The following is a 20,004-nucleotide window of genomic DNA, read 5'->3' as shown; positions in this document are numbered from 1 at the left end:
GCGTCATGGAAAACTGATCTGAGTTCACCCTGTCAGCCGTCTCGCAGCGCCGGCTCCCGCAGCACTTCGGCGAACAGCAGTAGCAACTGCCGCGCGAATACATCCATGTTGGCAGCGCGGTTCGTGTCCCCGGTCTCGATGGTCCTGACGTGCGCGGCGGACGCACCGACGACCGCCACGCACACATGGCCCGGCGCGTCGCCGTAGGGGCTGCCCATCGGACCGGCGGCACCGCTTTCAGCGATGCCCCAGGTCGCATGCAGCCTGTCGCGCATCCGGCCGGCGATGAAGGTGGCGTAGGGCTCGGTCTCCGCGCGCATGCCGGCCATGTCTTCGGCGGTCACGCCAAGCATGTTGCGGCCGGCGCGCCGCGAGTAAACGACCGCGCCGCCGAGGAAGTAGGCCGAGGCACCCGGCACCGCCAGCAATGCGGCCGACACGAGGCCGCCGGCCGACGATTCCGCCACCGCAACCCGCTCGCCACGCTCGCGCAGCGCAGCGCCCACGCGCGCGGCCAGTTCCACGAGGGACGGAAGTTCGGCGGCGCCAGGCCCTGGCATGCGCGGCAATCTCAGCTCGGTTGCAACGATGCAGAAGAGTCCGGCGAAACGCCCTGCGCAACGGCAGCGTCATGCTGAGCGACCATCGCGCGCTTGTAGCCGTCGCGTTGCTGCAGCCTTTCCCAATAGGCCGCCACGTTGGGCGGAAAGCGCTTCACCAGGTCGATCTGGCTGGCCAGCAACAGGGCGTAGCCGACCGACACGTCGGCGGCGGTGAAACGACCGGCGCACAACCAGTCGTTGCCGGCAAGCGCCGCATCGATGCCGCGCAGCCGCGAAATGAACCACTTGGCATAGTCGTCCGCCGCTTGCGGCAGCTTGCGTTCGGCGGGTTCGAAGTAGCGGTAGCGCAGCACGATGGTCTGCGGGAAGGTCAACGTCGCTTCGCCGTGGTGCAGCCAGTTGAGCCAGGCACCGTAGGCCGGCTCATCGGCGCGCACCTGCATGCCGGTGCGGTTGTCCGGATCGCAACGCACGGAGAGGTACTGGCAGATCGCCGCCGACTCGGTCATGCGCGTGGCGCCGTCTTCCAGCAAGGGAATCGTGCCGAGCGGGTTGAGGGCCAGGTACTCTTTGGCGAACACCCGCGGCGGAAAGGGCAGCATGCGCAGTTCGTAGGGCGCGCCGAGTTCCTCGAGTGTCCAGAGCGGGCGGAACGAACGGGCGCTGAGGCAATGGTGAAGGATGATCATCGCCCCAGTCTAGGCGCAGCGACGGCTCGGAGGTAACCCCGTGCAAGCACGGGGTTCCGATGCTGCGCCTGGCGACAGGCTGTCAGGCCGTTGGCTGGATCGGGATGTAGAACTCGCCGCCGCCGGCCTTGAACTCGGCCGACTTCGCGCTCATCCCTTGCGCCAGCGCCGCATCCTCCGCCAGGCCCTTCGCAGCCGCGTACTCGCGCACCTCCTGCGTGATCTTCATCGAGCAGAACTTGGGGCCGCACATCGAGCAGAAGTGCGCCGTCTTGCTCGCGTCCTTGGGCAGCGTCTCGTCATGGAAGTCACGCGCCGTGTCGGGGTCGAGGCCGAGGTTGAACTGGTCCTGCCAGCGGAACTCGAAGCGTGCCTTGGAGAGCGCATCGTCGCGCGAGCGCGCACCCGGATGGCCCTTGGCCACGTCGGCCGCATGCGCTGCGATCTTGTACGCAATGATCCCCTGCTTCACGTCGTCGCGGTCCGGCAGGCCCAGGTGTTCCTTGGGCGTGACGTAGCAGAGCATCGCGGTGCCGGCCCAGCCGATCATCGCCGCGCCGATCGCGCTCGCGATGTGGTCGTAGCCCGGCGCGATGTCGATGGTCAGCGGGCCGAGCGTGTAGAACGGCGCCTCGTGGCAGGTCTTCAACTGCTCGTCCATGTTGGCCTGGATCATGTGCATCGGCACATGGCCCGGGCCTTCGATCATGGTCTGCACGTCGTGCTTCCAGGCGACCTTCGTGAGCTCGCCGAGCGTGCGCAGTTCGGCGAACTGGGCCTCGTCGTTGGCATCGGCGCCCGAGCCCGGACGGAGGCCGTCGCCGAGCGAGAAGCTCACGTCGTAGGCCTTCATGATGTCGCAGATGTCCTCGAAGTGCGTGTAGAGGAAGCTCTCCTTGTGATGCGCGATGCACCACTTGGCCATGATCGAGCCGCCGCGCGACACGATGCCCGTCATGCGGTTCGCAGTCAGGTGGATGAAGGGCAGGCGCAGTCCGGCATGGATGGTGAAGTAGTCGACGCCCTGCTCCGCCTGCTCGATCAGCGTGTCGCGGTAGATGGCCCAGGTCAGGTCTTCCGCCACGCCGCCGACCTTCTCCAGAGCCTGGTAGATCGGCACCGTGCCGATCGGCACCGGCGAGTTGCGCACGATCCAGTCGCGCGTGGTGTGGATGTTCTTGCCGGTGGACAGGTCCATCACGTTGTCCGCGCCCCAGCGGATCGCCCACACCAGCTTCTCGACCTCTTCCTCGATGCTCGACGTGACGGCCGAGTTGCCGATGTTGGCGTTGATCTTGACCCGGAAGTTGCGCCCGATCGCCATCGGCTCGACCTCCGGGTGGTTGATGTTGGCCGGGATGATCGCGCGGCCGCGCGCCACCTCGTCGCGCACGAATTCCGGCGTGATGATCTGCGGGATGCGTGCGCCCATCGGGTTGCCGGCGACACGCTTGGCGCGCTCGTCGTTGTCGAGGTACTCGGCCATCCACTCGCGCTTGCCGTTCTCGCGCAGCGCGACGTATTCCATCTCGGGCGTGACGATGCCGCGGCGTGCGTAGTGCATCTGCGTGACGTTGGCGCCGCTGCGGGCGCGGCGCGGCGTGCGTTGCAGGGCAGAGGCCTCGGCACGCAGTTGTGCGATGCGCTCGCCCTCCTTGTCGGACATGCGTTCCTCGTGCTTCACGCCGTCGTCGAGCGCCGCGCGAATCCGGCCTTCATACCGCTCGGTATCACTTCGCTCGGCGATCCACGCGGCACGCACGCTGGGCAGCCCCTGCCGCACGTCGATGTCAACCGAAGCATCGGTGTACGGCCCCGAGGTGTCGTAGAGCGACACGCACTCGCCGTTGGTCAGCGCAACGTCGCGCACGGGCACACGCAGATCGGGCCGGCTGCCAATGATGGCGGACTTGGTGGAAGCGGGAAAGGGCTCGCGCGTCAGTGTGAGCAGCGAGGCAAACTTGTCGACAGCATTCATGTGGGGCACTCCATGGGTTGTGAGGGTGCTCCGCAATCGCCCGACAAGCCCGGAGGCCACGACGGACCACCGGAAACGAATCAAACTGCAGCTCTTCTTCCGCCGGTACTAACCGGTTCAAGTTCGCGGGTTCGGTCGCCTGACGACCATCTCAGCACGCTGATGCGTGCACCCCGGAGCGAAGCGGATTCTAGGGGCGCGATGCGGACGAAGCAGCCTCGACAAGCCCTGGAGTTGTGTCAGGACGTGTGCACGTTGCGCAGTCCCCAGGGCAGCGTTCCACCGCCAAGCGATCGCATCAGTACCGGCAGGCCAGGCGGCCGCGGCGCTGCGTGGTCAGCGGGACACGGCCTCGGTGCACCACCCCGCCAGCAAGGCAGGCAACTGGGCCATGTCGATGAACACCTCACGCACCCCCAGCGCGCGCAGGGCCGCCGCGCTGCTGTGGCTGAGGCCGCCGGGGCTGTAGCCGAACACCGTCGCGCCAGCGGCGATGCCGGCCATGGCGCCCGTCACCGTGTCTTCGATCACGGCGCATCGCGCGGGGTCGACGCCCAGCGCGGCGGCTGCCGCCAGGTACACGTCGGGGAAAGGCTTGCTGCGCGGTGTCTCGTGCCCGCTGAAGATCCGCCCGTCGAAGGCGTCGAGCAACCCGACCTTGGCCAGTTGCAACTGCACCTTGCCACGGTCGGCGCCCGAGGCACAGGCGATGCGACCCTGCAGCGCCGCATGGATCGCGCGCACCGCGACGGGCGCGCCGGGCACCTCGACCAGGTCGCGGTCCAGCGCTTCGTTGCGACGCGCCTGGAAGCCCTTCAGCCATTCGGGCGTGATGGCAAAACCGGTGTGCTGCAGGATGGTCGCGGCTTCGTCCTTCACGGCCTTGCCGACGAAGGTGTTCATGCACTCCTCGAGCGTGAGCGGCCAGCCCAGCTCTTCGAGCATGTCGCGCAGCACGGTGTTGGTGATGGGTTCGGAGTCGACCAACACGCCGTCGCAGTCGAACAGCACGGCGTCAAAGGGGAGATGGGGCATGCGTCGATCGTAGCAACGCTGTCGCGCGCAGGGTCAGGATTCGAGGGCGGCCGCGGAAAAGCGGGTTCTGTGGTCGAACTCCGGGGGCCGCCAACCTGCAAGCCAGGCTCAATGCGCCAGGATCTTGTTCAAGAAATCCTTCGTCCGCGGCTGGCGGTTCTCCGGATGGCTGAAGAACTCATCCTTCGAGCAGTCTTCCAGGATGCGCCCGCCCACGTCGATGAAGATCACGCGGCTCGCGACCTTGCGCGCAAAGCCCATCTCGTGCGTGACCACCATCATGGTCATGCCTTCCTTGGCCAGCGTCACCATCACGTCCAGCACTTCGCCGACCATTTCCGGGTCCAGCGCCGAGGTGGGCTCGTCGAACAGCATCACGATCGGGTCCATGCTCAGCGCACGGGCGATCGCCACGCGCTGCTGCTGGCCGCCGGAGAGCTGCCCGGGGAACTTGTCCTTGTGCGCCATCAGGCCCACGCGGTCGAGCATCTTCAGGCCGCGCGTCTTGGCTTCTTCCGGGCTACGGCCCAGCACCTTGATCTGCGCGATCGTCAGGTTCTCCGTAACCGACAAATGCGGGAACAGCTCGAAGTGCTGGAACACCATGCCAACCTTGGAGCGCAGCTTGGGCAGGTTGGTCTTGGGGTCGTGCAGCGCGATGCCGTTGACCGTGATCTCGCCCTTCTGGAAAGGCTCCAGCGCGTTCACCGTCTTGATCAGCGTCGACTTGCCCGAGCCCGACGGCCCGCACACCACGACCACGTCGCCCTGCTTGATGCTGACCGAGCAATCGTTCAGCACCTGGACCGGGCCATACCACTTGGATACGTTCTTGATTTCAATCATTTCAATACTCCTGTGCCTTGAACGAGGCGACTGATTCGTGAACCACCACGGAACCGGCTTTGCCGGGCCGCTGGTGGTGCCCCCGGTGAGGGGGTTGGCGGCCACACGAAGTGGGCAAGCATGGGGAGAGCCTGGCTACCGGATGATGGCGATCTTCTTGTGCAGGCGCTTGACGAAGTACGACAGCGTGTAGCAAAGGATGAAGTACACGACGGCCGCCAGCAAGTAGGCCTCGATCGGTCGCCCGAAGTTCTTGCCCGCCGTCTCGAAGCCCTTGAGCAAGTCGTAGGCGCCGATGGCATACACCAGCGAGGTGTCCTGGAACAGGATGATGGTCTGCGTGAGCAGCACCGGCAGCATGTTGCGGAACGCCTGCGGCAGGATCACCAGCTTCATTTGCTGGCCGTAGCTCATGCCCACGGCCTGCGCCGCGTAGACCTGGCCACGCGGAATCGACTGGATGCCGGCGCGCATGATCTCGCTGAAGTACGCCGCCTCGAAGGCGATGAAGGTGATCACGGCAGAGATCTCGGACCGGTAGTTCACACCCACCTTGCCGAACATCGCGTAGAAAGTCGCGGGCATCAGCAGGAAGAACCACAGGATCACCATCACCAGCGGAATGCTGCGCATGCCGTTGACGTACAGCGCCGCGGGCGCGTCCAGCCACTTCTTGCCCGACAGCCGCATCAGCGCCAGCAAGGTGCCGAAGATCACGCCACCGATCGTGGCCACCACCGTCAGCGTCACGCTGAAGTAGAAGCCCTTGAGGACGAAGCTGCTGATGACGTCCCAGTTGTAGAAGCTCAGGTCGAGATTCATCATGATGCCTCCCGCCGGGCCGCCCCAAGGGAGGCATGCGCCCCCTCGGGGGGCAGCGAATACACGAGGAGATAAGCGTGGGGGTAGTTCATGTCAGTGTCCCCCTCCGCCGGCGCTTGCAATGAAGCCGGGCACGCGGGTCTTGCGTTCGATGTACGACATGATCCGGTTGATGGTCAGCGCGGAGACGATGTAGAGCACCGTCACGGCCAGGTAGACCTCGACGCCGCGCGACGTTTCTTCCTGCACCTGCATGGCATACATCGTCATCTCGGAGATGGACACCGCAAAGGCCACCGACGAGTTCTTGAAGATGTTCATCGTCTCGCTGGTCAGCGGCGGCATGATGATGCGATAGGCCATCGGCAGGATCACGTAGCGGTAGTACTGCGGCGTGGTGAAGCCCACCGCCATGCCCGCGTAGCGCTGGCCCTTGGGCAACGCCTGGATACCCGATCGCACCTGCTCGGCGATACGCGCCGAGGTGAAGAAGCCCAGCGCCAACACCACCAGCATGAACGGCGGCACGCCCTTCATGAACGGCACCAGCGCCGGAATCACGTGGTACCAGAGGAAGATCTGCACCAGCAGCGGAATGTTGCGGAACAGCTCGACCCAGGCATTGCCGAATCGAACCAGCCACGGGTTGTCAGGCAGCGTGCGGATGATGCCGATCAGCGATCCCAGCACCAGCGCCACCACCAGGGCGACCAGGGCGACGGACACGGTCCAGCCCCAGGCACTCAGCATCCATTCCCAGTAAGTCGGGTACTTGCCCCCGGGGTCCTCAGTCAGCCAAGCCCAGTTTCCCATCGGGAATCTCCTCTTATCTTCGAATGTTGGCGGACGCCTTGTGAAGAAAGACGCCCGCCGAAATGGGCGGGCGTCCTGCAAGTCAGCGCCGCAATGCGATCACTTCTTGACCTGGTAGTCTTCCATCGGCTTGTCGTTCGGATTCGCCCATGCGTCCTTCGTCGCGGCCGACAGCGGCAGGTTGACGGTGACGTTGGCCGGCGGGATCGGCTTCAGGAACCACTTGTCCCAGAGCTTGGTCAGTTCGCCGCTCTTGATCTGGCCCTTGATGCTGTCGTCCACGGCCTTCTTGAAGGCCGGATCGTCCTTGCGGATCATGATGGCGATCGGCTCGACGCTCAGCACCTCACCCACGATCGCGAAGTCCTTCGGCGACTTCGACTTGGCGATGTTGGAGGCCAGGATCGAGCCGTCCATCACGAAGGCATCGGCGCGGCCCGATTCGAGCAGCAGGAAGCTGTCCGAGTGGTCCTTGCCATAGAGTTCCTTGAAGTCGATGCCGCCAGCGCGTTCGTTCTTGCGCAGGGTCTGCACCGAGGTCGTGCCGGTGGTGGTGGCGACGGTCTTGCCGTTCAGGTCCTTGATCGAGGCGATGCCCGAATTGGCCTTGACCGCGATGCGCACTTCTTCCACGTAGGTGGTCACGGCAAAGGCCACGTCCTTGCCGCGCGTGGCGTTGTTGGTGGTGGAGCCGCACTCCAGGTCGACGGTGCCGTTCTGGACCAGCGGCACGCGGTTTTGCGAAGTCACCGGCTGGTACTTGGTTTCCAGCTTCTTGCCGACGGCCTTCTCGAGGTCCTTGATGATGTTGGCGCAGATGTCGTAGTGGAAGCCGGTGTACTGGCCGTTGCCCAGCGTGTACGACAGACCCGACGATTCTCGCACGCCCTCGGTGATGACGCCCGAGGCCTTGATCTTGGCCAGCGTGTCCTCCGCCAATGCGCCGCCCGCGGCCATTGCGGAAATTGCAAGCACCAATAGCTGTTTCTTCATGAAGGTTCCTTTGATAAAGGGTGGAAATCGTCCGAAATTTTAAACATTCACGTTTTCGGGAATACCCGCGCCCGCTCCTGGTGCGTCCAGCGCCCACCGGGACTGATGCAAGATTCGCACGTCATCACCGTTAAGCAGGCTTTGTGCCCGACGGCTGCGCGGCCGGCGGAACCGGCGTGACCAACCGCACCGGCTGCGTCAGGTGCTCGGGCACCAGCAGCGCGGCCATCTGCTCGCGCGTCATGATGCCCAGCGATTCGGCCACCTCGTCGATGGCGCCGCCGGACTTCAATGCCGTCTTGGCGATCAGCGCGGCCTTCTCGTAGCCGATGATCGGATTCAGCGCCGTGACCAGCGTGACCGACTCGCGCACCCGCTTGGCCAGGAATTCCCGATTGGGTTCGATGCCTTCCACGCAATTCTTCTGCAGCGTGACGCAGGCATTGCTCAGGTGCTGGATGCTCTTGAACAGGCTCCAACCCATGATCGGCTCGAAGGCGTTCAATTGAAGCTGCCCGGCTTCCGACGCCATCGTCACCGTGATGTCGTTGCCGATCACCTCGAAGGCGACCTGGTTCATCACCTCCGGGATTACCGGATTCACCTTGCCCGGCATGATCGAAGAGCCGGCCTGGCGCGCCGGCAGGCGGATCTCGCCGAAGCCGGCCTGCGGGCCGCTGGAAAGCAGGCGCAGGTCGTTGCAGGTCTTGCTGAGCTTGGTCGCCACACGCTTGAGCACGCCGGACAGCTGCACGAAGGCGCCCGTGTCCTGCGTGGCCTCGATCAGGTTGGCGGCCTGCTTCAGCGGCACCTGGGTCTGCTCGGCCAGGTACTGGCAGGCCAGGTTGGCATAGCCGTGCGGTGCGTTGATGCCGGTGCCGATGGCGGTGGCGCCGAGGTTGATTTCCTCGATCAGCGCGCGGGCCTCGCTCAAGCGCTCCTCGTCCTCGCCGATCATGATCGCGTAGGTCAGGAACTCCTGGCCCAGCGTCATCGGCACGGCGTCCTGCAACTGGGTCCGGCCGATCTTGAGGATGTCGCGGAACTCCAGCGCCTTGGCCTCGAAGCTCTTGCGCAGGTTGGCCATGCAGGTCAGTAGCCGGCCGATGGCGAACCACAGCGCCAGCCGCACGGCCGTCGGGTACACGTCGTTGGTGCTCTGCGACGCGTTCACGTGGTCGTTGGGGTGCAGCACGTCGTAGCTCGCCTTGCCGTGGCCCATCTTCTCCAGTGCGAGGTTGCAGATGACCTCGTTGGCATTCATGTTGGTCGAGGTGCCGGCGCCGCCCTGGATCACGTCGACCACGAACTCGTAGAGCAGCTTGCCTTCGATCAAATCCTCGCAGGCCAGGATGATCGCGCCGGCGCGCTCCCGGTCGAGCGCGCCCAGGTCGGCGTTGGCCCGTGCCGCTGCCTTCTTCACATGGGCCAGCGCGCGCACCAGGTCGGGCATGGCCGAGATGCGGGTGCCGGAGATCGCGAAGTTCTCCACCGCGCGCGCCGTGTGCACGCCCCAGTAGGCGATCGCGGGAATCTGCTTTTCGCCGAGGAAGTCGTGTTCGGTGCGGAAGTTGGAATCCATTGCGAAGCCTCTGCTGATTGGAGTGCGGCGACTGTAAGTTCGCGTGCCGGCGAGCGCCAATGCCGTATGCGGGCGCCGTCATGCACGCTTGTCATAGATGCATCATGCGCTGCTTCCGCTCGAGACCGGCACCGGGTTGGCCCGCAGATAGGTCCACAACGCATCCGCCGCGCTCTTGCCGGCAGGCGCGGCTTCCACGGCGGGCCCCTTGCCCGACCGAGCCGAAGTCTTTGCGGCCGGCGGCGCGCTGGGCAACTCGCGATAGGCCTGGATCTCCAGCGTGACGTCGAGGCTGGCGACACCCGGCGGCAGCGCGCTCACCAGCCTGCGCGCCTTCACCTCGCGGCGCACTGCGCTCTCCGGCAGGAAAGCGATGCCATGGCCTTCCAGCGCCATCACCTTGAGGCCTTCGGCCATGTCGGTCTCATATACGCGATCGAGATGGATCGCCGTGCCCGACTCCTTGAGCAACTGGTCCACCACACGCCCCAGGTAGGCACCCGGTGCGTAGCCCAGGTACGGCAGCGGGCGGCCCGCGCGCCCGGGCAATCGGTAGCGCGGCGCGCCATCGGCATCGGGCTTGACCCAGGCCGACACGCGCTCGTTGCCCAGGCTCACCATCTCGTAGCGGTTGGCATCGAGTTGCAGCGGCTGCGAAGGATGCTGGTAGGAGATCAGCAGGTCGCAACTGCCCTCCACCAGGCGCAGCACCGCGTCATGCACGTTGAGCGCGATGAGGCGGCTCTTGATCGGCCCGAAGCGCTCGCGCAGCATCGTGACCCAGGCCGGAAAGAAGGTGAAGGCCAGCGTGTGCGGCACGGCGAACTCGATCACGTCCTGCGCCGCCGCCGTGTGGCCGCGCAGCATGGCACGCGTGCTCTGCAGCCCTTGCAGCATCTCGAGCGCCTGGCCGTAGAGCGTCTGGCCCGCGGGCGTCAGGCTGGTGGGGTAGGAGGTGCGGTCGACCAGGTCGGTGCCGGCCCAGCCTTCGAGCGCCTGAATGCGCCGCGAGAACGCCGGCTGCGTCACATGACGCAGTTGCGCGGAGCGGCTGAAGCTGCGCGTTTCAGCCAGACTGACGAAATCTTCCAGCCACTTGGTTTCCATAAGTCGGAGGATTATGTTCTTCCGGCATGGGCCTGAGGCACCCCGCGGAGGCAGGGAAAACGCCAAAACCCCGCGCCTTGCAGCCGGGTGCGACAGGGCTACGATGCCCGTGCCATGCCAACCACAGAACTCAACCAACTCAGCGCCACCGAACTCTCCCGTCGCATTGCGCGTCGCGAGGTGTCCTGCGTGGAAGTCATGCAAGCCTCGCTCGCGCGCATCGACGCCCTCAACCCGCAATTCAACGCGATCGTCTCGCGCCGCGATGCGGATGCCTGCCTGGCCGATGCGCGCGAGCGCGATGCGCAACTCGCGCGCGGCGAGCGCATGGGCTGGATGCACGGCTTCCCGCTGGCGGTAAAAGACCTGAGCCACGCCATCGGCCTGCCGACTTCGATGGGCTCGCCGCTCGCGCCGAAGACACCCGCCCGCACCGACAGCCTGCACGTCGCCCGCGCGCGTGCCGCCGGCGCCGTCATCATCGGCAAGACCAACACGCCGGAATTCGGGCTCGGCTCGCACACCTACAACCAGGTCTTCGGCATCACGCGCAACGCCTGGGACCCGAGCAAGACCGCCGGTGGCAGCAGCGGCGGCGCGGCGGTGGCGCTGGCACTGGGCATGCTCCCGGTGGCCGACGGCAGCGACATGATGGGGTCGCTGCGCAACCCGGCCGGCTTCAACAACGTGATCGGCATGCGCCCCTCGCGCGGACGCGTGCCAGGCTCGCCGGATGACGACCTGTTCTTCCAGCAACTGGGCATCGAAGGGCCGATGGCACGCACGGTGGAAGACACGGCGCGCCTGCTGTGCGTGCAGGCCGGCTTCGACACGCGTGTGCCGTTGTCCATGACCGACCCCCTGCCATCGGCGGACGCGCTAGACCTGGACGGCGATGTGAGGAAGGGCTTGCGCATCGGCTGGCTCGGCAGCGTCTGGCCGGACCTGCCGATCGAGCCCGGCGTGCGCGAGCTGTGCGAATCCGCATTGCAGACTTTCCGCGCGCTGGGTTGCGAGGTCGAGCCGTGCGTGCTCGATGTTCCGCGCGAACAGAACTGGACGGCATGGCTTCGGCTGCGCCAGTTGATCGTGAGCGGCAAGCTCAGCGCACTGGGCGCCGACCCCGCGTACCGCGCACACATCAAGCCTGAGGCGCTGTGGGAAATGGAGCAAGGCAAGCAGCTGGATGCCGCGTCGTTGCATCAGGCGACGGTGTTCCGGTCGAATGTGTACCGGGCCTTCGTGCGGCTTTACGAGCGTTTCGATTTCCTCGTCGCGCCCACTGCGCAGATGTTTCCCTTCGACGCCGAGATGCATTGGCCGCCGCAAGTGGCGGACGTGCCGAGCAAGACGTATCACCACTGGATGGAAATCGTCACACCGTTCACGCTGGCCGGTGTGCCTGCGCTGAACCTGCGCGCGGGTTTTGGCCCGCAGGGTCTGCCGATGGGGTTGCAGCTCGCCGGCCCCGTCAATTCCGACCTGGCCGTACTGCGGCTGGGGCATGCCTACGACAAGGCGTGCAAGTGGTCGGCCTTGCAACCGCCCGCTGTGGCCTCGCAGGCGTAGACCTTGGGTGATCTCAAGTCGATCTGGCGTTGCCATCCCGGCCTAATCCCCAGCGGGGGCACGGCCTGACCGTGCGGGCTCAAGTGTCCCGCGCGCAAGCGAGCATCACGTCGCGCAGCCACTCATGTGGCGGCGAGTTCTGCGTGCGCGGATGCCAGAGCATGCGCACATCGAAGAGCGGAAGGTCCAGCGGAATATCGAAAGGCGTGACTGCCGCCATGCGCTGCATGCGACGGGCCAGTCGCGCCGGGACGCAGGCGACCATGTCCGAACTCTCCAGCATGAAGGGCAGCGCGAGGAAGCTGGGCTTGACCATCTGCACCTGTCGGCGCACGCCCCAGGGTTCCAGCGCGGCGTCGATCTGCACGTTGTAGATCTGGGCTGCCGCAGGCTCGATCGTCACGTGTGGCAGCGCGCAAAAGGCCGGCACGTCGAGTGCCATGCGATGCACCGGGTGATCGCTCGCGGCCAGACCCAGAAAGCGGTCGGAGAACAGCTTGCGGCCCTTGAGGTAGTCGGGCGCGTTCGGAAAATAGGTGAGCGCCAGGTCGACTTCGCCCGCCGCCATCATCTCGCCGAAATGATGCGGGTTGGTTTGCAGGACGTGCACCTTGACACCCGGGGCCTCGGCGCGGATGCGGTGCATCACGGCGGGCATCATGAGCAGATCGATGTAGTCGATCACGATCAACCGGAAGGTATGACGCGAGTTCTCCGGCTCGAAGCGAGCAGGTTCGATCACCCGCTCGATGGCAGCAATGGCGTCCTGCACGCGCGGCCAGAGCAACAGTGCCAGTTCGGTCGGCATCAGGCCGCCTCCGGAGCGCATCAGCAACTCGTCGCCGAGCAGTTCGCGCAGCTTGGCGAGCGACACGCTCATGGACGACTGGCTCATCTCCAGGCGATCGGCGGCGCGCGTGACGTGCTTTTCGCGCAGGAGTGCATCGAAGGCGCGCAGCAGGTTGAGGTCGAGATCTTGCAGCTTCATGGGTTCATGGGTCTGGGCCCTGCATCTTGGGTGTCGCACGGGAAAACCCGCGCCTTCCATCACGAACCGGATGATCGCCATCGGGCTTTGCAATTGCTGGCTGGACGGGGCGCACGAATACTTGCCGCACTCCTCCACTCTTGCAGAAAGACATTCCGATGGCTATTCCCCAGATCCGGGTGACACGCGAAGAGATGCGCAAGCGCGTCGCCTATTTCAAGGACCTGAAGGGCTTCGACGGCGGATTGCCCGACAGCCGGTATCCGAGCGCGGTGCGCAAGCTCTACAACGCGGTCGGCTTCCAGCCGCCCCAGGGCAAGGGTGGCACCGAGGTGGTGTCGCCGGTCGGCGCGCAAGCCGCGGAGAACGCGGCGATACGCATCAGCGAAGGCTTCAACCTGGGCTTTTGCGAGGCCAAGCCCGGCAACGGCCCGATGATGCACAACCACGACACCAACGAGACCTTCATGCCGCTCACCGGCACCTGGCGCTGTGCCTGGGAAGTCGACGGCAAGGAAGAGTACTTCGACGTCGGGCCGTGGGACATCTGCTCCTTCCCGGCCGGTGTGAACCGCCGCTTTGAAAACATCACGCACAGCGAACCTGGCAAGACGCACTTTCTGATGTTCGTGATCGGCGGCAATGCACCCGAGGCCGATTTCACCGACAAGGCCAAGCAGACGCTGCGCGACGAAGGCCTGCTGACGTGACATCTTGCGCGCCCTCCGCGATCGCGTTGTTCGATCCGCCCGCCGCCTTGCAAGCGTATGCGCAAGCGCGTGCGCTCCACGCGTTCATGCACCGTGATGGCCTGGCCTGGTACTTTCGCGACAACGGGCGTGTCAACGACCTGCCGCCGCTGGTGCTGCTGCCCGGCGCCCTGGGCAATGGCGACACCGCCTGGCAGCTGGCAGAGGCGTTCGAGACCGAACGGCGCGTGATCAGCGTCACCTACCCCGGCGGTGCGACGCCGCGCGCCCTGGCCGAAGGACTGGACGCATTGCTGCGCGCATTGGTCACCGGTCCGGTCGCACTCTGGGGCTCGTCATACGGCGCCTGGTGGGCGCAAGCCTTCGCAGCCACTTACCCGCGGCAGGTCGGGGCCCTGTGGCTCGGCAATTCACTCGTCGATGGCAGCGACGTGGCGGGCGCGCCGCTGTTCGATGCCAGGTGGCTCGACACCGCGCCGACGCGGGAAGTCATCGCGCGCTGGCATTCAGCGCTGACATCGCGGCCCGACGACCTGTTGCGCAGCGTACAGCTTCACATGCTTTACCACGGCCTGCCCGCGTCCGACTTCCATGCGCGACTGCGCCAGGTTGCGCATGCGCCAGAACTGCCGGCGGCCACGGACGTCGCGAACGTCCTGGTCTGCGGCTGCGTGGATGACGCGGTGATCACACCCCGGGTGCTGGAGCGCATGCACCAACGCTACCCCGCTGCCAGACGCCTGCTGCTTTCGGGCGGCGGTCACTATCCGCACATCGTGGCGCCCGGCGCCCTCATCCAGGCCATGCGCGCCTGGCTTTCCTGAACAACTCCAGACTCCAACAGGAGACAAACATGCCCCACGCTCATCCTTCCTCACGCCGGACCTTCATCGGCCGCCTGGGCGCCGCGGCCCTCGCCTCAGCCGCGACGCCGCTCTTCGCCCAGGGCAAGTGGCCCGACAAGCCGATCAAGCTTGTCGTGCCGTTCGCAGCCGGGGTGTCGCCCGATGTCGTGGCACGCATCATCAGCGAGCCCCTCGGTCGCGCGCTGGGCCAGCCGATCGTGATCGACAACCGCGCCGGGGCTGCCGGCATCATCGGTGCGGAAGCAGCGGCTCGAAGCCCGGGCGACGGCTACACCTTGTTCATGACCGTCAATTCGATCATGGCCATCAACCCCAACGTGTACACCAGCCTGCCCTACGACACCTTCCGCGACTTCGCGCCGGTGACCCAGATCGCGTTCGTGCCCTATGTGCTCGTCACCGGTCCGAACCAGCCCGACAAGAGCCTGAAGGACCTGCTGGCCCGTGCCAGGGCAAAGGCGGAGTCCATCGAATATGGCTCGCTCGGCGTCGGCTCCGGCCCGCACGTGGTGATGGAGATGATGAACAACATGGCCGGCGTCCACATGGTGCACGTGCCCTACAAGGGAAGCCCGATCGCCGACGTGATGGCCGGGCAGGTTCCCCTGGCCTTCGAACCGGCCACGACCGCGATTCCGCTGATCAAGGGCGGCAAGCTGCGAGCCCTCGCGGTCACGAGCCGGAAGCGCAACCCCTCGCTGCCGGACGTGCCCGCCGTGGACGAATTGCTGCCGGGCTATGACGGGGATGGATGGCAGGGCTTCTACGTACCGGCAGCCACGCCAAAGGACATCGTGGCGCGCTTCAATACCGAGGTCGTCAAGATCCTTGGCCAGCAGGACGTCAGGAACAAGCTGGCGGAGCTGGGCCTGCAGCCGGTCGGCAATTCCGTCGAGGAATTCGCGAAGGTGACCCGTGGCGACTTCGACAAGTGGGGGAAGATCGCCAGGGCCAACAAGATCCGGATCGACAGCTAGGGAGATCTGATCAAGTCCCCCGCGGCGCGCGCAGACCTGATCAGAGTCTCCTCAGACCAGATACGTCTCGGCCAGCAAGGCCCAGTACGCGGCCCCGATCGGCAGGTTGCCGTCGTTGAAGTCATAGGCCGGGTTGTGCACGTTGCAGGCCCCGTGTTCCTGATCACGACCGTTGCCGATCAGCAGGTAGGAACCTGGCCGCTTCTCCAGCATGAACGCGAAGTCCTCGCTGCCGGTGACGGCCGGCCCTTGCGGTTCCACGTGCGCGTCACCCACCAGCGCGCGTCCGATACCGCGTGCGAACTCGGTTTCCTCCGGCGTGTTGACCAGCACCGCGTAGCCCTTGCGATAGTCGATCTCGGCGCGCACACCAAAGCTCTCCGCCTGGCCGATGACGATCGAGCGGAGCCGCTGCTCCAGCATCACGCGCATTTCGCGCGTGAGCGCGCGCACGCTGATTTCCATCGTCACGGTCTGCGGGATCACGTTGTTGGCCTTGCCGCCATGGATCGCGCCCACGGTGACGATACCCATCTCCTGCGGATCGGCATTGCGCGAGACGATGGTCTGCAACGCCATGATGATGCTGGCCGCAGCCACCACCGGGTCCTTGGTGAAGTGCGGCAGCGCGCCGTGGCCGCCCACGCCATGGATCGTGACGGTCGCATAGTCGGAGGACGCCATCGCCGAGCCTTCACGGAACACAAGGTCGCCCTGGCGCCGGCCCGGCATGTTGTGCATCGCGTAGATCGAATCGCAGGGGTACTTGTCGAACAGGCCCTCGTCGATCATGCGCACCGCGCCGCCCATGCCCTCTTCGGCCGGCTGGAAGATCAGGTTCAGGGTGCCGGAGAAGTCGCCCTCCTGCGCGAGGTACTTGGCCGCGCCGAGCAGCATGGCGGTGTGGCCGTCGTGGCCGCACGCATGCATGATGCCGGGCCGCTTGCTGCTGTAGGCGAGGCCGGTTTTTTCCTCGATGGGCAGTGCGTCCATGTCGGCCCGGATGCCCACGCTGCGCGTGCCGCTGCCGCGCTTGATCTGGCCCACCAGGCCGGTGCCGCCGATGTTGCGTTCTACCTTGTAGCCCCACCGCTGGAGCCGCTCCGCGACAAGCGCGCTGGTGGCATGTTCCTCGAAGCCGAGTTCCGGGTTCTCGTGGATGGTCTGGCGCACCGTGATGAATTCGGCGGCGTGCTCGCGCATGTACTTCAGGTAGTGGTCGGATGTCTTTGGCATGGTGGTTTATTGAGCGTTGAATTGTTCGTTGTCTTGGGAAATTCAAGGACGGAGAGCCATCGTGGCGGGCAATCGCGTCCACGGCAGGTCGCCCGGTTCCACCGCCATCGGACCCGGGGCCTTGGCGACGAGGATGGTGCTGGCGATGGGCGTGAAGTCGGCGCGGAAGTGCACCGAACTCTTGTTGACCAGGATCTTCATGTCTTCGGGCTCGATGCCGACGTAGCGGAAGAACTCGCGGTCCAGCATTTGCGTCTTCTGCGAGCTCACGACGACCAGCACGCCATCCACGTCGAGGCAGGCGCTGGGGCCGAGCGAGACCTTGCTGCCGCGACCCATCGGCCCCTTCATCATGACCTTGCCATCGCTGAGCTTGCGCACGGTGGCGTGCACCGGCACCGGCGGTTCGCTGAACTGCCCGCCCCAGGTCGGCACGGACTTGCCCAGCGTCACATCGAGCCGCGCGCCCTCGCCTGCGGCATGCGCTGCGGCGGCGGCTTCGGGGTCGAACAGCAGGCCGATCGCTACCTTGCCCGGCATGCGCTCGCCGGCCTTCAGCGCGAGCAATGCGCGCAGCATGCCGGTGGTGTTGCTGTCGCCGCCGGCGCCGGAGTTGTCTTGCGTGTCGGCGATGACCACCGGCTTGCTGGCTTCGGCGGCCAGCGCCAGCGCCCTGGAGACCGAGTCCTCGGGCGAGAGGATGTCGAGAATCCATTGACTGCGCGGCTGGTCGGCGCGCTCGAACAGCGCTTGCACGGCTGCCTCGGCCTCTTCGCCATAGCCCCAGACAACCGGCCCGCATTCGGCGATGTCCGCTGCCGGAAAGCCCATCGCAAAGCTCAGCACGCAGTCGTGTTGCGCATCGAGCGACTTCAGCGTTTCATACACGCCGTCGGCCGGGGCCATCATGGTGCATTGCGCATTGAGCGACAGCAGGAAGGACAGGCGACGCACTGCCATCGGCTCCTTGCTGCCGCGCGCAAGACGGCGCTCCAGCAGCCTGGCCGCCAGCCGGCCGGTGTCGGCCGTGTCCACGTGCGGATAGGTGCGGTAGGCAACGAGCGCGTCGGACACGTCGAGCATCTGCCGCGTCACGTTGGCATGCAGGTCCAGGCTGGCGACGATCGGCACCGTCGCGCCCACGCGTGCGCGGATGCGTGCGAGCAATTCGCCTTCGGGGTCTTCCAGGTGCTCGGTGACCGCGGCGCCATGCAAGTCGAGGTACACCGCGTCGACCGGACCGCTCGCCAGCGCGGCCACCAGGTCTTCGTCGATGGCCGCGGCGATGCGTTCGAAAGCGTCCTGCGTGACATGCGCGGAGGGCACCGCGCCAGCCCAGGCCGACGGCGCCAGCGACCAGCCGCATTCCTCGGCATGATCGATGAAACCGCTGATGGGCAGCGTCAGCCCGCGGTAGGCGTCGATGATGGCCTGGCCGCGCCGGTACGGCGGAAAGGCCGACCCGGCTTCGAACGCGGCCCAGTCGGCCTTGGTAGGGGCGAAGGTGTTGGTTTCGTGCTGGAAACCGGCGATGAAGACTCTCAATTCAGGTCCTTGGCTTGAGCAGATTTCTTGTGAAGATTCCGTCTGCGCGGAATTCAGGATCGGGCAAACGCGAAGTCGCGGCCCGGCGCCGCCGCCAGCAGCCGCCGTGTGTAGTCTTCCTTCGGCTTGAAGAACACGTCCGCTACCGCACCCTGCTCCACGATCTGGCCCTGGTGCATGACGATCACGCGGTCGCAGATCTGGCTGGCCACGCGCAGGTCATGGGTGATGAAGAGGATGCCGATGTGGGTCGCGCGCTGGATCTCGTCGAGCAGCTTCAGGATCTGCGCCTGCACCGACACGTCCAGGGCAGACACGGCCTCGTCCGCGATGATGAGCTTGGGCTTGCAGGCCAGCGCACGCGCGATCGAGATGCGCTGGCGTTGGCCGCCGGAGAACTCGCTCGGGTAGCGGCGTAGCGCCTCGGGCTTGAGGCGCACCAGGTGCATCAGGTCCTCGGCTTCCTTCCAGGCCTGGTCGCGGCTCACGCCGAAGTTGAGCGGGCCTTCGATGATCGAATCGCCCACGGTCTGGCGCGGGTTCAGCGAGCGGTACGGGTCCTGGAAGATCACCTGCACGTCGCGGCGATAGGGCGACAGGCCGCGTCCCTTCAAGTGCGCCACCGATCTGCCGCTGGCATGGATGTCGCCCGAGGTCGGATCGATCAGCCGCGCGATGCAGCGCGCCACCGTTGACTTGCCCGAGCCCGATTCGCCGACGATGCCGACGGTCTCGCGCGGCCGCACCTTGAGCGACACGTCGCGCACGGCGTTCACCGTACGGCGCGTGCCGGGCCAGGAACCAGTGGTGTAGGTCTTGCAGATGTTCTTCGCGTCGAGCAGCGGCTCCACGTCTGCAATCGGAGGACGCGCCTGCGAGGCCAGTTCGGGCACTGCGTCGAGGAGCATCCTGGTGTAGGGCTCGCGCGGGCGCGTCAGCACCTCGTGCTTGTCGCCCTTCTCGATCATGTGGCCGAGTTGCAGCACCACCACTTCGTCGGCGATCTCCGCCACCACGCCGAAGTCGTGCGTGATGAACAGCACCGCGGTGCCGTTCTCGGTCTGCAGTTCGAGGATGAGCTTGAGGATCTCGGCTTGCGTGGTCACGTCCAGCGCGGTCGTCGGCTCGTCGCAGATCAGCAGCACGGGCTTGAGGATCAGTGCGATGGCGATCACGATGCGCTGGCGCTGGCCGCCGCTCAGCTGGTGCGGGTAGGAGGCATAAATGCGCTCCGGCTCCGGCAGCTTGACGCGGGCCATGATCGCGAGGATCTTCTGGCGGCGTTCGGCCGCGCCCATCTGCACGTGCTGCACCAGCATCTCGTCGATCTGGTCGCCGCAGGTCATGACGGGGTTGAGCGCGGTCATCGGCTCCTGGAACACCATGGCCATCGACGGACCGCGCAGGTTGCGGAAGTCGTTCTGCGGTGCGCCCACGAGTTCCTTGCCTTGCAGCTTGATCGAACCTGCCGTCGGTGCCAGGCCGGAGGGCAGCAGGCCCATGATGGCATTCGCGATCACCGACTTGCCCGAGCCCGACTCGCCGAGCAGGCAGACGATCTTGCCGGGCGGCACGTTGAAGCTGATCTTCTCGACCGCATGCGGCCGGTCGCCGCCGCGCGGCAGCGAGATGGCCAGGTCACGCACCGCGAGGACGGGGGTGGATGAAGTGGATGCATTCATGGC

At 65.9% G+C, this 20,004-nt stretch carries 18 protein-coding genes and 1 riboswitch; of the genes, 4 read left to right on the top strand and 14 right to left on the bottom strand.

The window, feature by feature from the left end:
* Nucleotides 1-32: 32 nt before the first annotated feature.
* The 10 genes from WKW82_RS10860 to WKW82_RS10815 all read right to left on the bottom strand — a co-directional run bounded on the left by WKW82_RS10860 (nucleotide 33) and on the right by WKW82_RS10815 (nucleotide 10,428).
* Nucleotides 33-560 (bottom strand): CinA family protein, encoded by a 528-nt coding sequence (locus tag WKW82_RS10860; protein ID WP_340342299.1) that lies wholly within the window; start codon nucleotides 558-560, stop codon nucleotides 33-35.
* Nucleotides 561-571: 11 nt separating this feature from the next.
* Nucleotides 572-1,252 (bottom strand): glutathione S-transferase family protein, encoded by a 681-nt coding sequence (locus WKW82_RS10855; RefSeq protein ID WP_340342298.1) that lies wholly within the window; start codon nucleotides 1,250-1,252, stop codon nucleotides 572-574.
* A gap of 82 nt (nucleotides 1,253-1,334) precedes the next feature.
* The gene (thiC, locus tag WKW82_RS10850; RefSeq protein WP_340342297.1) at nucleotides 1,335-3,230 is read right to left on the bottom strand and encodes a phosphomethylpyrimidine synthase ThiC; all 1,896 of its coding nucleotides are present in this window, start codon (nucleotides 3,228-3,230) and stop codon (nucleotides 1,335-1,337) included.
* Nucleotides 3,231-3,307: 77 nt separating this feature from the next.
* A riboswitch (TPP riboswitch) is annotated at nucleotides 3,308-3,416 on the bottom strand.
* Nucleotides 3,417-3,566: 150 nt separating this feature from the next.
* Complete coding sequence (locus tag WKW82_RS10845; protein ID WP_340342296.1) at nucleotides 3,567-4,265, bottom strand: HAD family hydrolase; 699 nt, start codon at nucleotides 4,263-4,265, stop codon at nucleotides 3,567-3,569.
* 108 nt (nucleotides 4,266-4,373) lie between these two features.
* Entirely contained in the window at nucleotides 4,374-5,111 is a 738-nt protein-coding gene (locus tag WKW82_RS10840) for an amino acid ABC transporter ATP-binding protein (RefSeq protein WP_340342295.1), read from the bottom strand.
* Between the two features lie 135 nt (nucleotides 5,112-5,246).
* Entirely contained in the window at nucleotides 5,247-5,936 is a 690-nt protein-coding gene (locus WKW82_RS10835; RefSeq protein WP_340342294.1) for an amino acid ABC transporter permease, read from the bottom strand.
* Nucleotides 5,937-6,026: 90 nt separating this feature from the next.
* Complete coding sequence (locus tag WKW82_RS10830) at nucleotides 6,027-6,746, bottom strand: amino acid ABC transporter permease (protein ID WP_340342293.1); 720 nt, start codon at nucleotides 6,744-6,746, stop codon at nucleotides 6,027-6,029.
* A gap of 99 nt (nucleotides 6,747-6,845) precedes the next feature.
* Nucleotides 6,846-7,739, bottom strand: a complete 894-nt coding sequence (locus WKW82_RS10825) for a transporter substrate-binding domain-containing protein (RefSeq protein ID WP_340342292.1) — start codon at nucleotides 7,737-7,739, stop codon at nucleotides 6,846-6,848.
* A gap of 130 nt (nucleotides 7,740-7,869) precedes the next feature.
* Nucleotides 7,870-9,321, bottom strand: a complete 1,452-nt coding sequence (locus WKW82_RS10820) for an aspartate ammonia-lyase (RefSeq protein WP_340342291.1) — start codon at nucleotides 9,319-9,321, stop codon at nucleotides 7,870-7,872.
* Between the two features lie 102 nt (nucleotides 9,322-9,423).
* Nucleotides 9,424-10,428 carry a LysR substrate-binding domain-containing protein gene (locus WKW82_RS10815; RefSeq protein WP_340342290.1) on the bottom strand — a complete coding sequence of 335 codons (1,005 nt, stop codon included), beginning with the start codon at nucleotides 10,426-10,428 and terminating at the stop codon, nucleotides 9,424-9,426.
* Between the two features lie 114 nt (nucleotides 10,429-10,542).
* Here WKW82_RS10815 and WKW82_RS10810 point away from each other — a divergent pair, with 114 nt between their 5' ends.
* On the top strand, nucleotides 10,543-11,997 hold the full coding sequence (locus WKW82_RS10810; RefSeq protein WP_340342289.1) for an amidase: 1,455 nt from the start codon (nucleotides 10,543-10,545) through the stop codon (nucleotides 11,995-11,997).
* 79 nt (nucleotides 11,998-12,076) lie between these two features.
* Here the strand turns inward: WKW82_RS10810 and WKW82_RS10805 are convergent, their stop codons facing one another.
* The gene (locus WKW82_RS10805) at nucleotides 12,077-12,985 is read right to left on the bottom strand and encodes a LysR family transcriptional regulator (RefSeq protein WP_340342288.1); all 909 of its coding nucleotides are present in this window, start codon (nucleotides 12,983-12,985) and stop codon (nucleotides 12,077-12,079) included.
* A gap of 158 nt (nucleotides 12,986-13,143) precedes the next feature.
* On the opposite strand from WKW82_RS10805, the gene WKW82_RS10800 reads away from it, so the two are divergent.
* Genes WKW82_RS10800 through WKW82_RS10790 form a run of 3 tightly spaced genes read left to right on the top strand, consistent with a single transcriptional unit; the run spans nucleotide 13,144 to nucleotide 15,538 of the window.
* Nucleotides 13,144-13,695: a cupin domain-containing protein gene (locus WKW82_RS10800; protein ID WP_340342287.1), complete on the top strand. Its 552-nt coding sequence runs from the start codon at nucleotides 13,144-13,146 to the stop codon at nucleotides 13,693-13,695.
* Nucleotides 13,692-14,519, top strand: a complete 828-nt coding sequence (locus WKW82_RS10795; RefSeq protein ID WP_340342286.1) for an alpha/beta fold hydrolase — start codon at nucleotides 13,692-13,694, stop codon at nucleotides 14,517-14,519. Before WKW82_RS10800 ends, WKW82_RS10795 begins: the two co-directional genes overlap by 4 nt.
* 29 nt (nucleotides 14,520-14,548) lie before the next feature.
* Nucleotides 14,549-15,538: a tripartite tricarboxylate transporter substrate binding protein gene (locus WKW82_RS10790; RefSeq protein WP_340342285.1), complete on the top strand. Its 990-nt coding sequence runs from the start codon at nucleotides 14,549-14,551 to the stop codon at nucleotides 15,536-15,538.
* Nucleotides 15,539-15,589: 51 nt separating this feature from the next.
* Here WKW82_RS10790 and WKW82_RS10785 read toward each other — a convergent pair whose 3' ends face one another.
* Genes WKW82_RS10785 through WKW82_RS10775 form a run of 3 tightly spaced genes read right to left on the bottom strand, consistent with a single transcriptional unit; the run spans nucleotide 15,590 to nucleotide 20,001 of the window.
* Nucleotides 15,590-16,774: a M20 aminoacylase family protein gene (locus WKW82_RS10785; RefSeq protein WP_340342284.1), complete on the bottom strand. Its 1,185-nt coding sequence runs from the start codon at nucleotides 16,772-16,774 to the stop codon at nucleotides 15,590-15,592.
* Nucleotides 16,775-16,816: 42 nt separating this feature from the next.
* On the bottom strand, nucleotides 16,817-18,319 hold the full coding sequence (locus tag WKW82_RS10780) for a M81 family metallopeptidase (RefSeq protein ID WP_340342283.1): 1,503 nt from the start codon (nucleotides 18,317-18,319) through the stop codon (nucleotides 16,817-16,819).
* Nucleotides 18,320-18,372: 53 nt separating this feature from the next.
* Entirely contained in the window at nucleotides 18,373-20,001 is a 1,629-nt protein-coding gene (locus tag WKW82_RS10775; protein ID WP_340342282.1) for an ABC transporter ATP-binding protein, read from the bottom strand.
* Between the last annotated feature and the right edge of the window lie 3 nt (nucleotides 20,002-20,004).

The organism is Variovorax rhizosphaerae (assembly GCF_037889975.1).
In the GTDB taxonomy this organism is placed as follows: Bacteria; Pseudomonadota; Gammaproteobacteria; order Burkholderiales; family Burkholderiaceae_C; genus Variovorax; species Variovorax rhizosphaerae.
Note: the sequence above shows the minus strand (reverse complement) of the source record. Positions and strands in the feature narration are given on the sequence as shown.

What these genes read in the sequence shown, in the direction of transcription:
- WKW82_RS10810 (WP_340342289.1), top strand. Translation starts at nt 10,543, where the DNA reads ATGCCAACCACAGAACTCAACCAACTCAGCGCCACCGAACTCTCCCGT.
- WKW82_RS10835 (WP_340342294.1), bottom strand. Translation starts at nt 5,936, where the DNA reads ATGATGAATCTCGACCTGAGCTTCTACAACTGGGACGTCATCAGCAGC.
- thiC (WP_340342297.1), bottom strand. Translation starts at nt 3,230, where the DNA reads ATGAATGCTGTCGACAAGTTTGCCTCGCTGCTCACACTGACGCGCGAG.
- WKW82_RS10800 (WP_340342287.1), top strand. Translation starts at nt 13,144, where the DNA reads ATGGCTATTCCCCAGATCCGGGTGACACGCGAAGAGATGCGCAAGCGC.
- WKW82_RS10815 (WP_340342290.1), bottom strand. Translation starts at nt 10,428, where the DNA reads ATGGAAACCAAGTGGCTGGAAGATTTCGTCAGTCTGGCTGAAACGCGC.
- WKW82_RS10775 (WP_340342282.1), bottom strand. Translation starts at nt 20,001, where the DNA reads ATGAATGCATCCACTTCATCCACCCCCGTCCTCGCGGTGCGTGACCTG.
- WKW82_RS10840 (WP_340342295.1), bottom strand. Translation starts at nt 5,111, where the DNA reads ATGATTGAAATCAAGAACGTATCCAAGTGGTATGGCCCGGTCCAGGTG.
- WKW82_RS10805 (WP_340342288.1), bottom strand. Translation starts at nt 12,985, where the DNA reads ATGAAGCTGCAAGATCTCGACCTCAACCTGCTGCGCGCCTTCGATGCA.
- WKW82_RS10845 (WP_340342296.1), bottom strand. Translation starts at nt 4,265, where the DNA reads ATGCCCCATCTCCCCTTTGACGCCGTGCTGTTCGACTGCGACGGCGTG.
- WKW82_RS10825 (WP_340342292.1), bottom strand. Translation starts at nt 7,739, where the DNA reads ATGAAGAAACAGCTATTGGTGCTTGCAATTTCCGCAATGGCCGCGGGC.
- WKW82_RS10820 (WP_340342291.1), bottom strand. Translation starts at nt 9,321, where the DNA reads ATGGATTCCAACTTCCGCACCGAACACGACTTCCTCGGCGAAAAGCAG.
- WKW82_RS10830 (WP_340342293.1), bottom strand. Translation starts at nt 6,746, where the DNA reads ATGGGAAACTGGGCTTGGCTGACTGAGGACCCCGGGGGCAAGTACCCG.
- WKW82_RS10790 (WP_340342285.1), top strand. Translation starts at nt 14,549, where the DNA reads ATGCCCCACGCTCATCCTTCCTCACGCCGGACCTTCATCGGCCGCCTG.
- WKW82_RS10860 (WP_340342299.1), bottom strand. Translation starts at nt 560, where the DNA reads ATGCCAGGGCCTGGCGCCGCCGAACTTCCGTCCCTCGTGGAACTGGCC.
- WKW82_RS10785 (WP_340342284.1), bottom strand. Translation starts at nt 16,774, where the DNA reads ATGCCAAAGACATCCGACCACTACCTGAAGTACATGCGCGAGCACGCC.
- WKW82_RS10855 (WP_340342298.1), bottom strand. Translation starts at nt 1,252, where the DNA reads ATGATCATCCTTCACCATTGCCTCAGCGCCCGTTCGTTCCGCCCGCTC.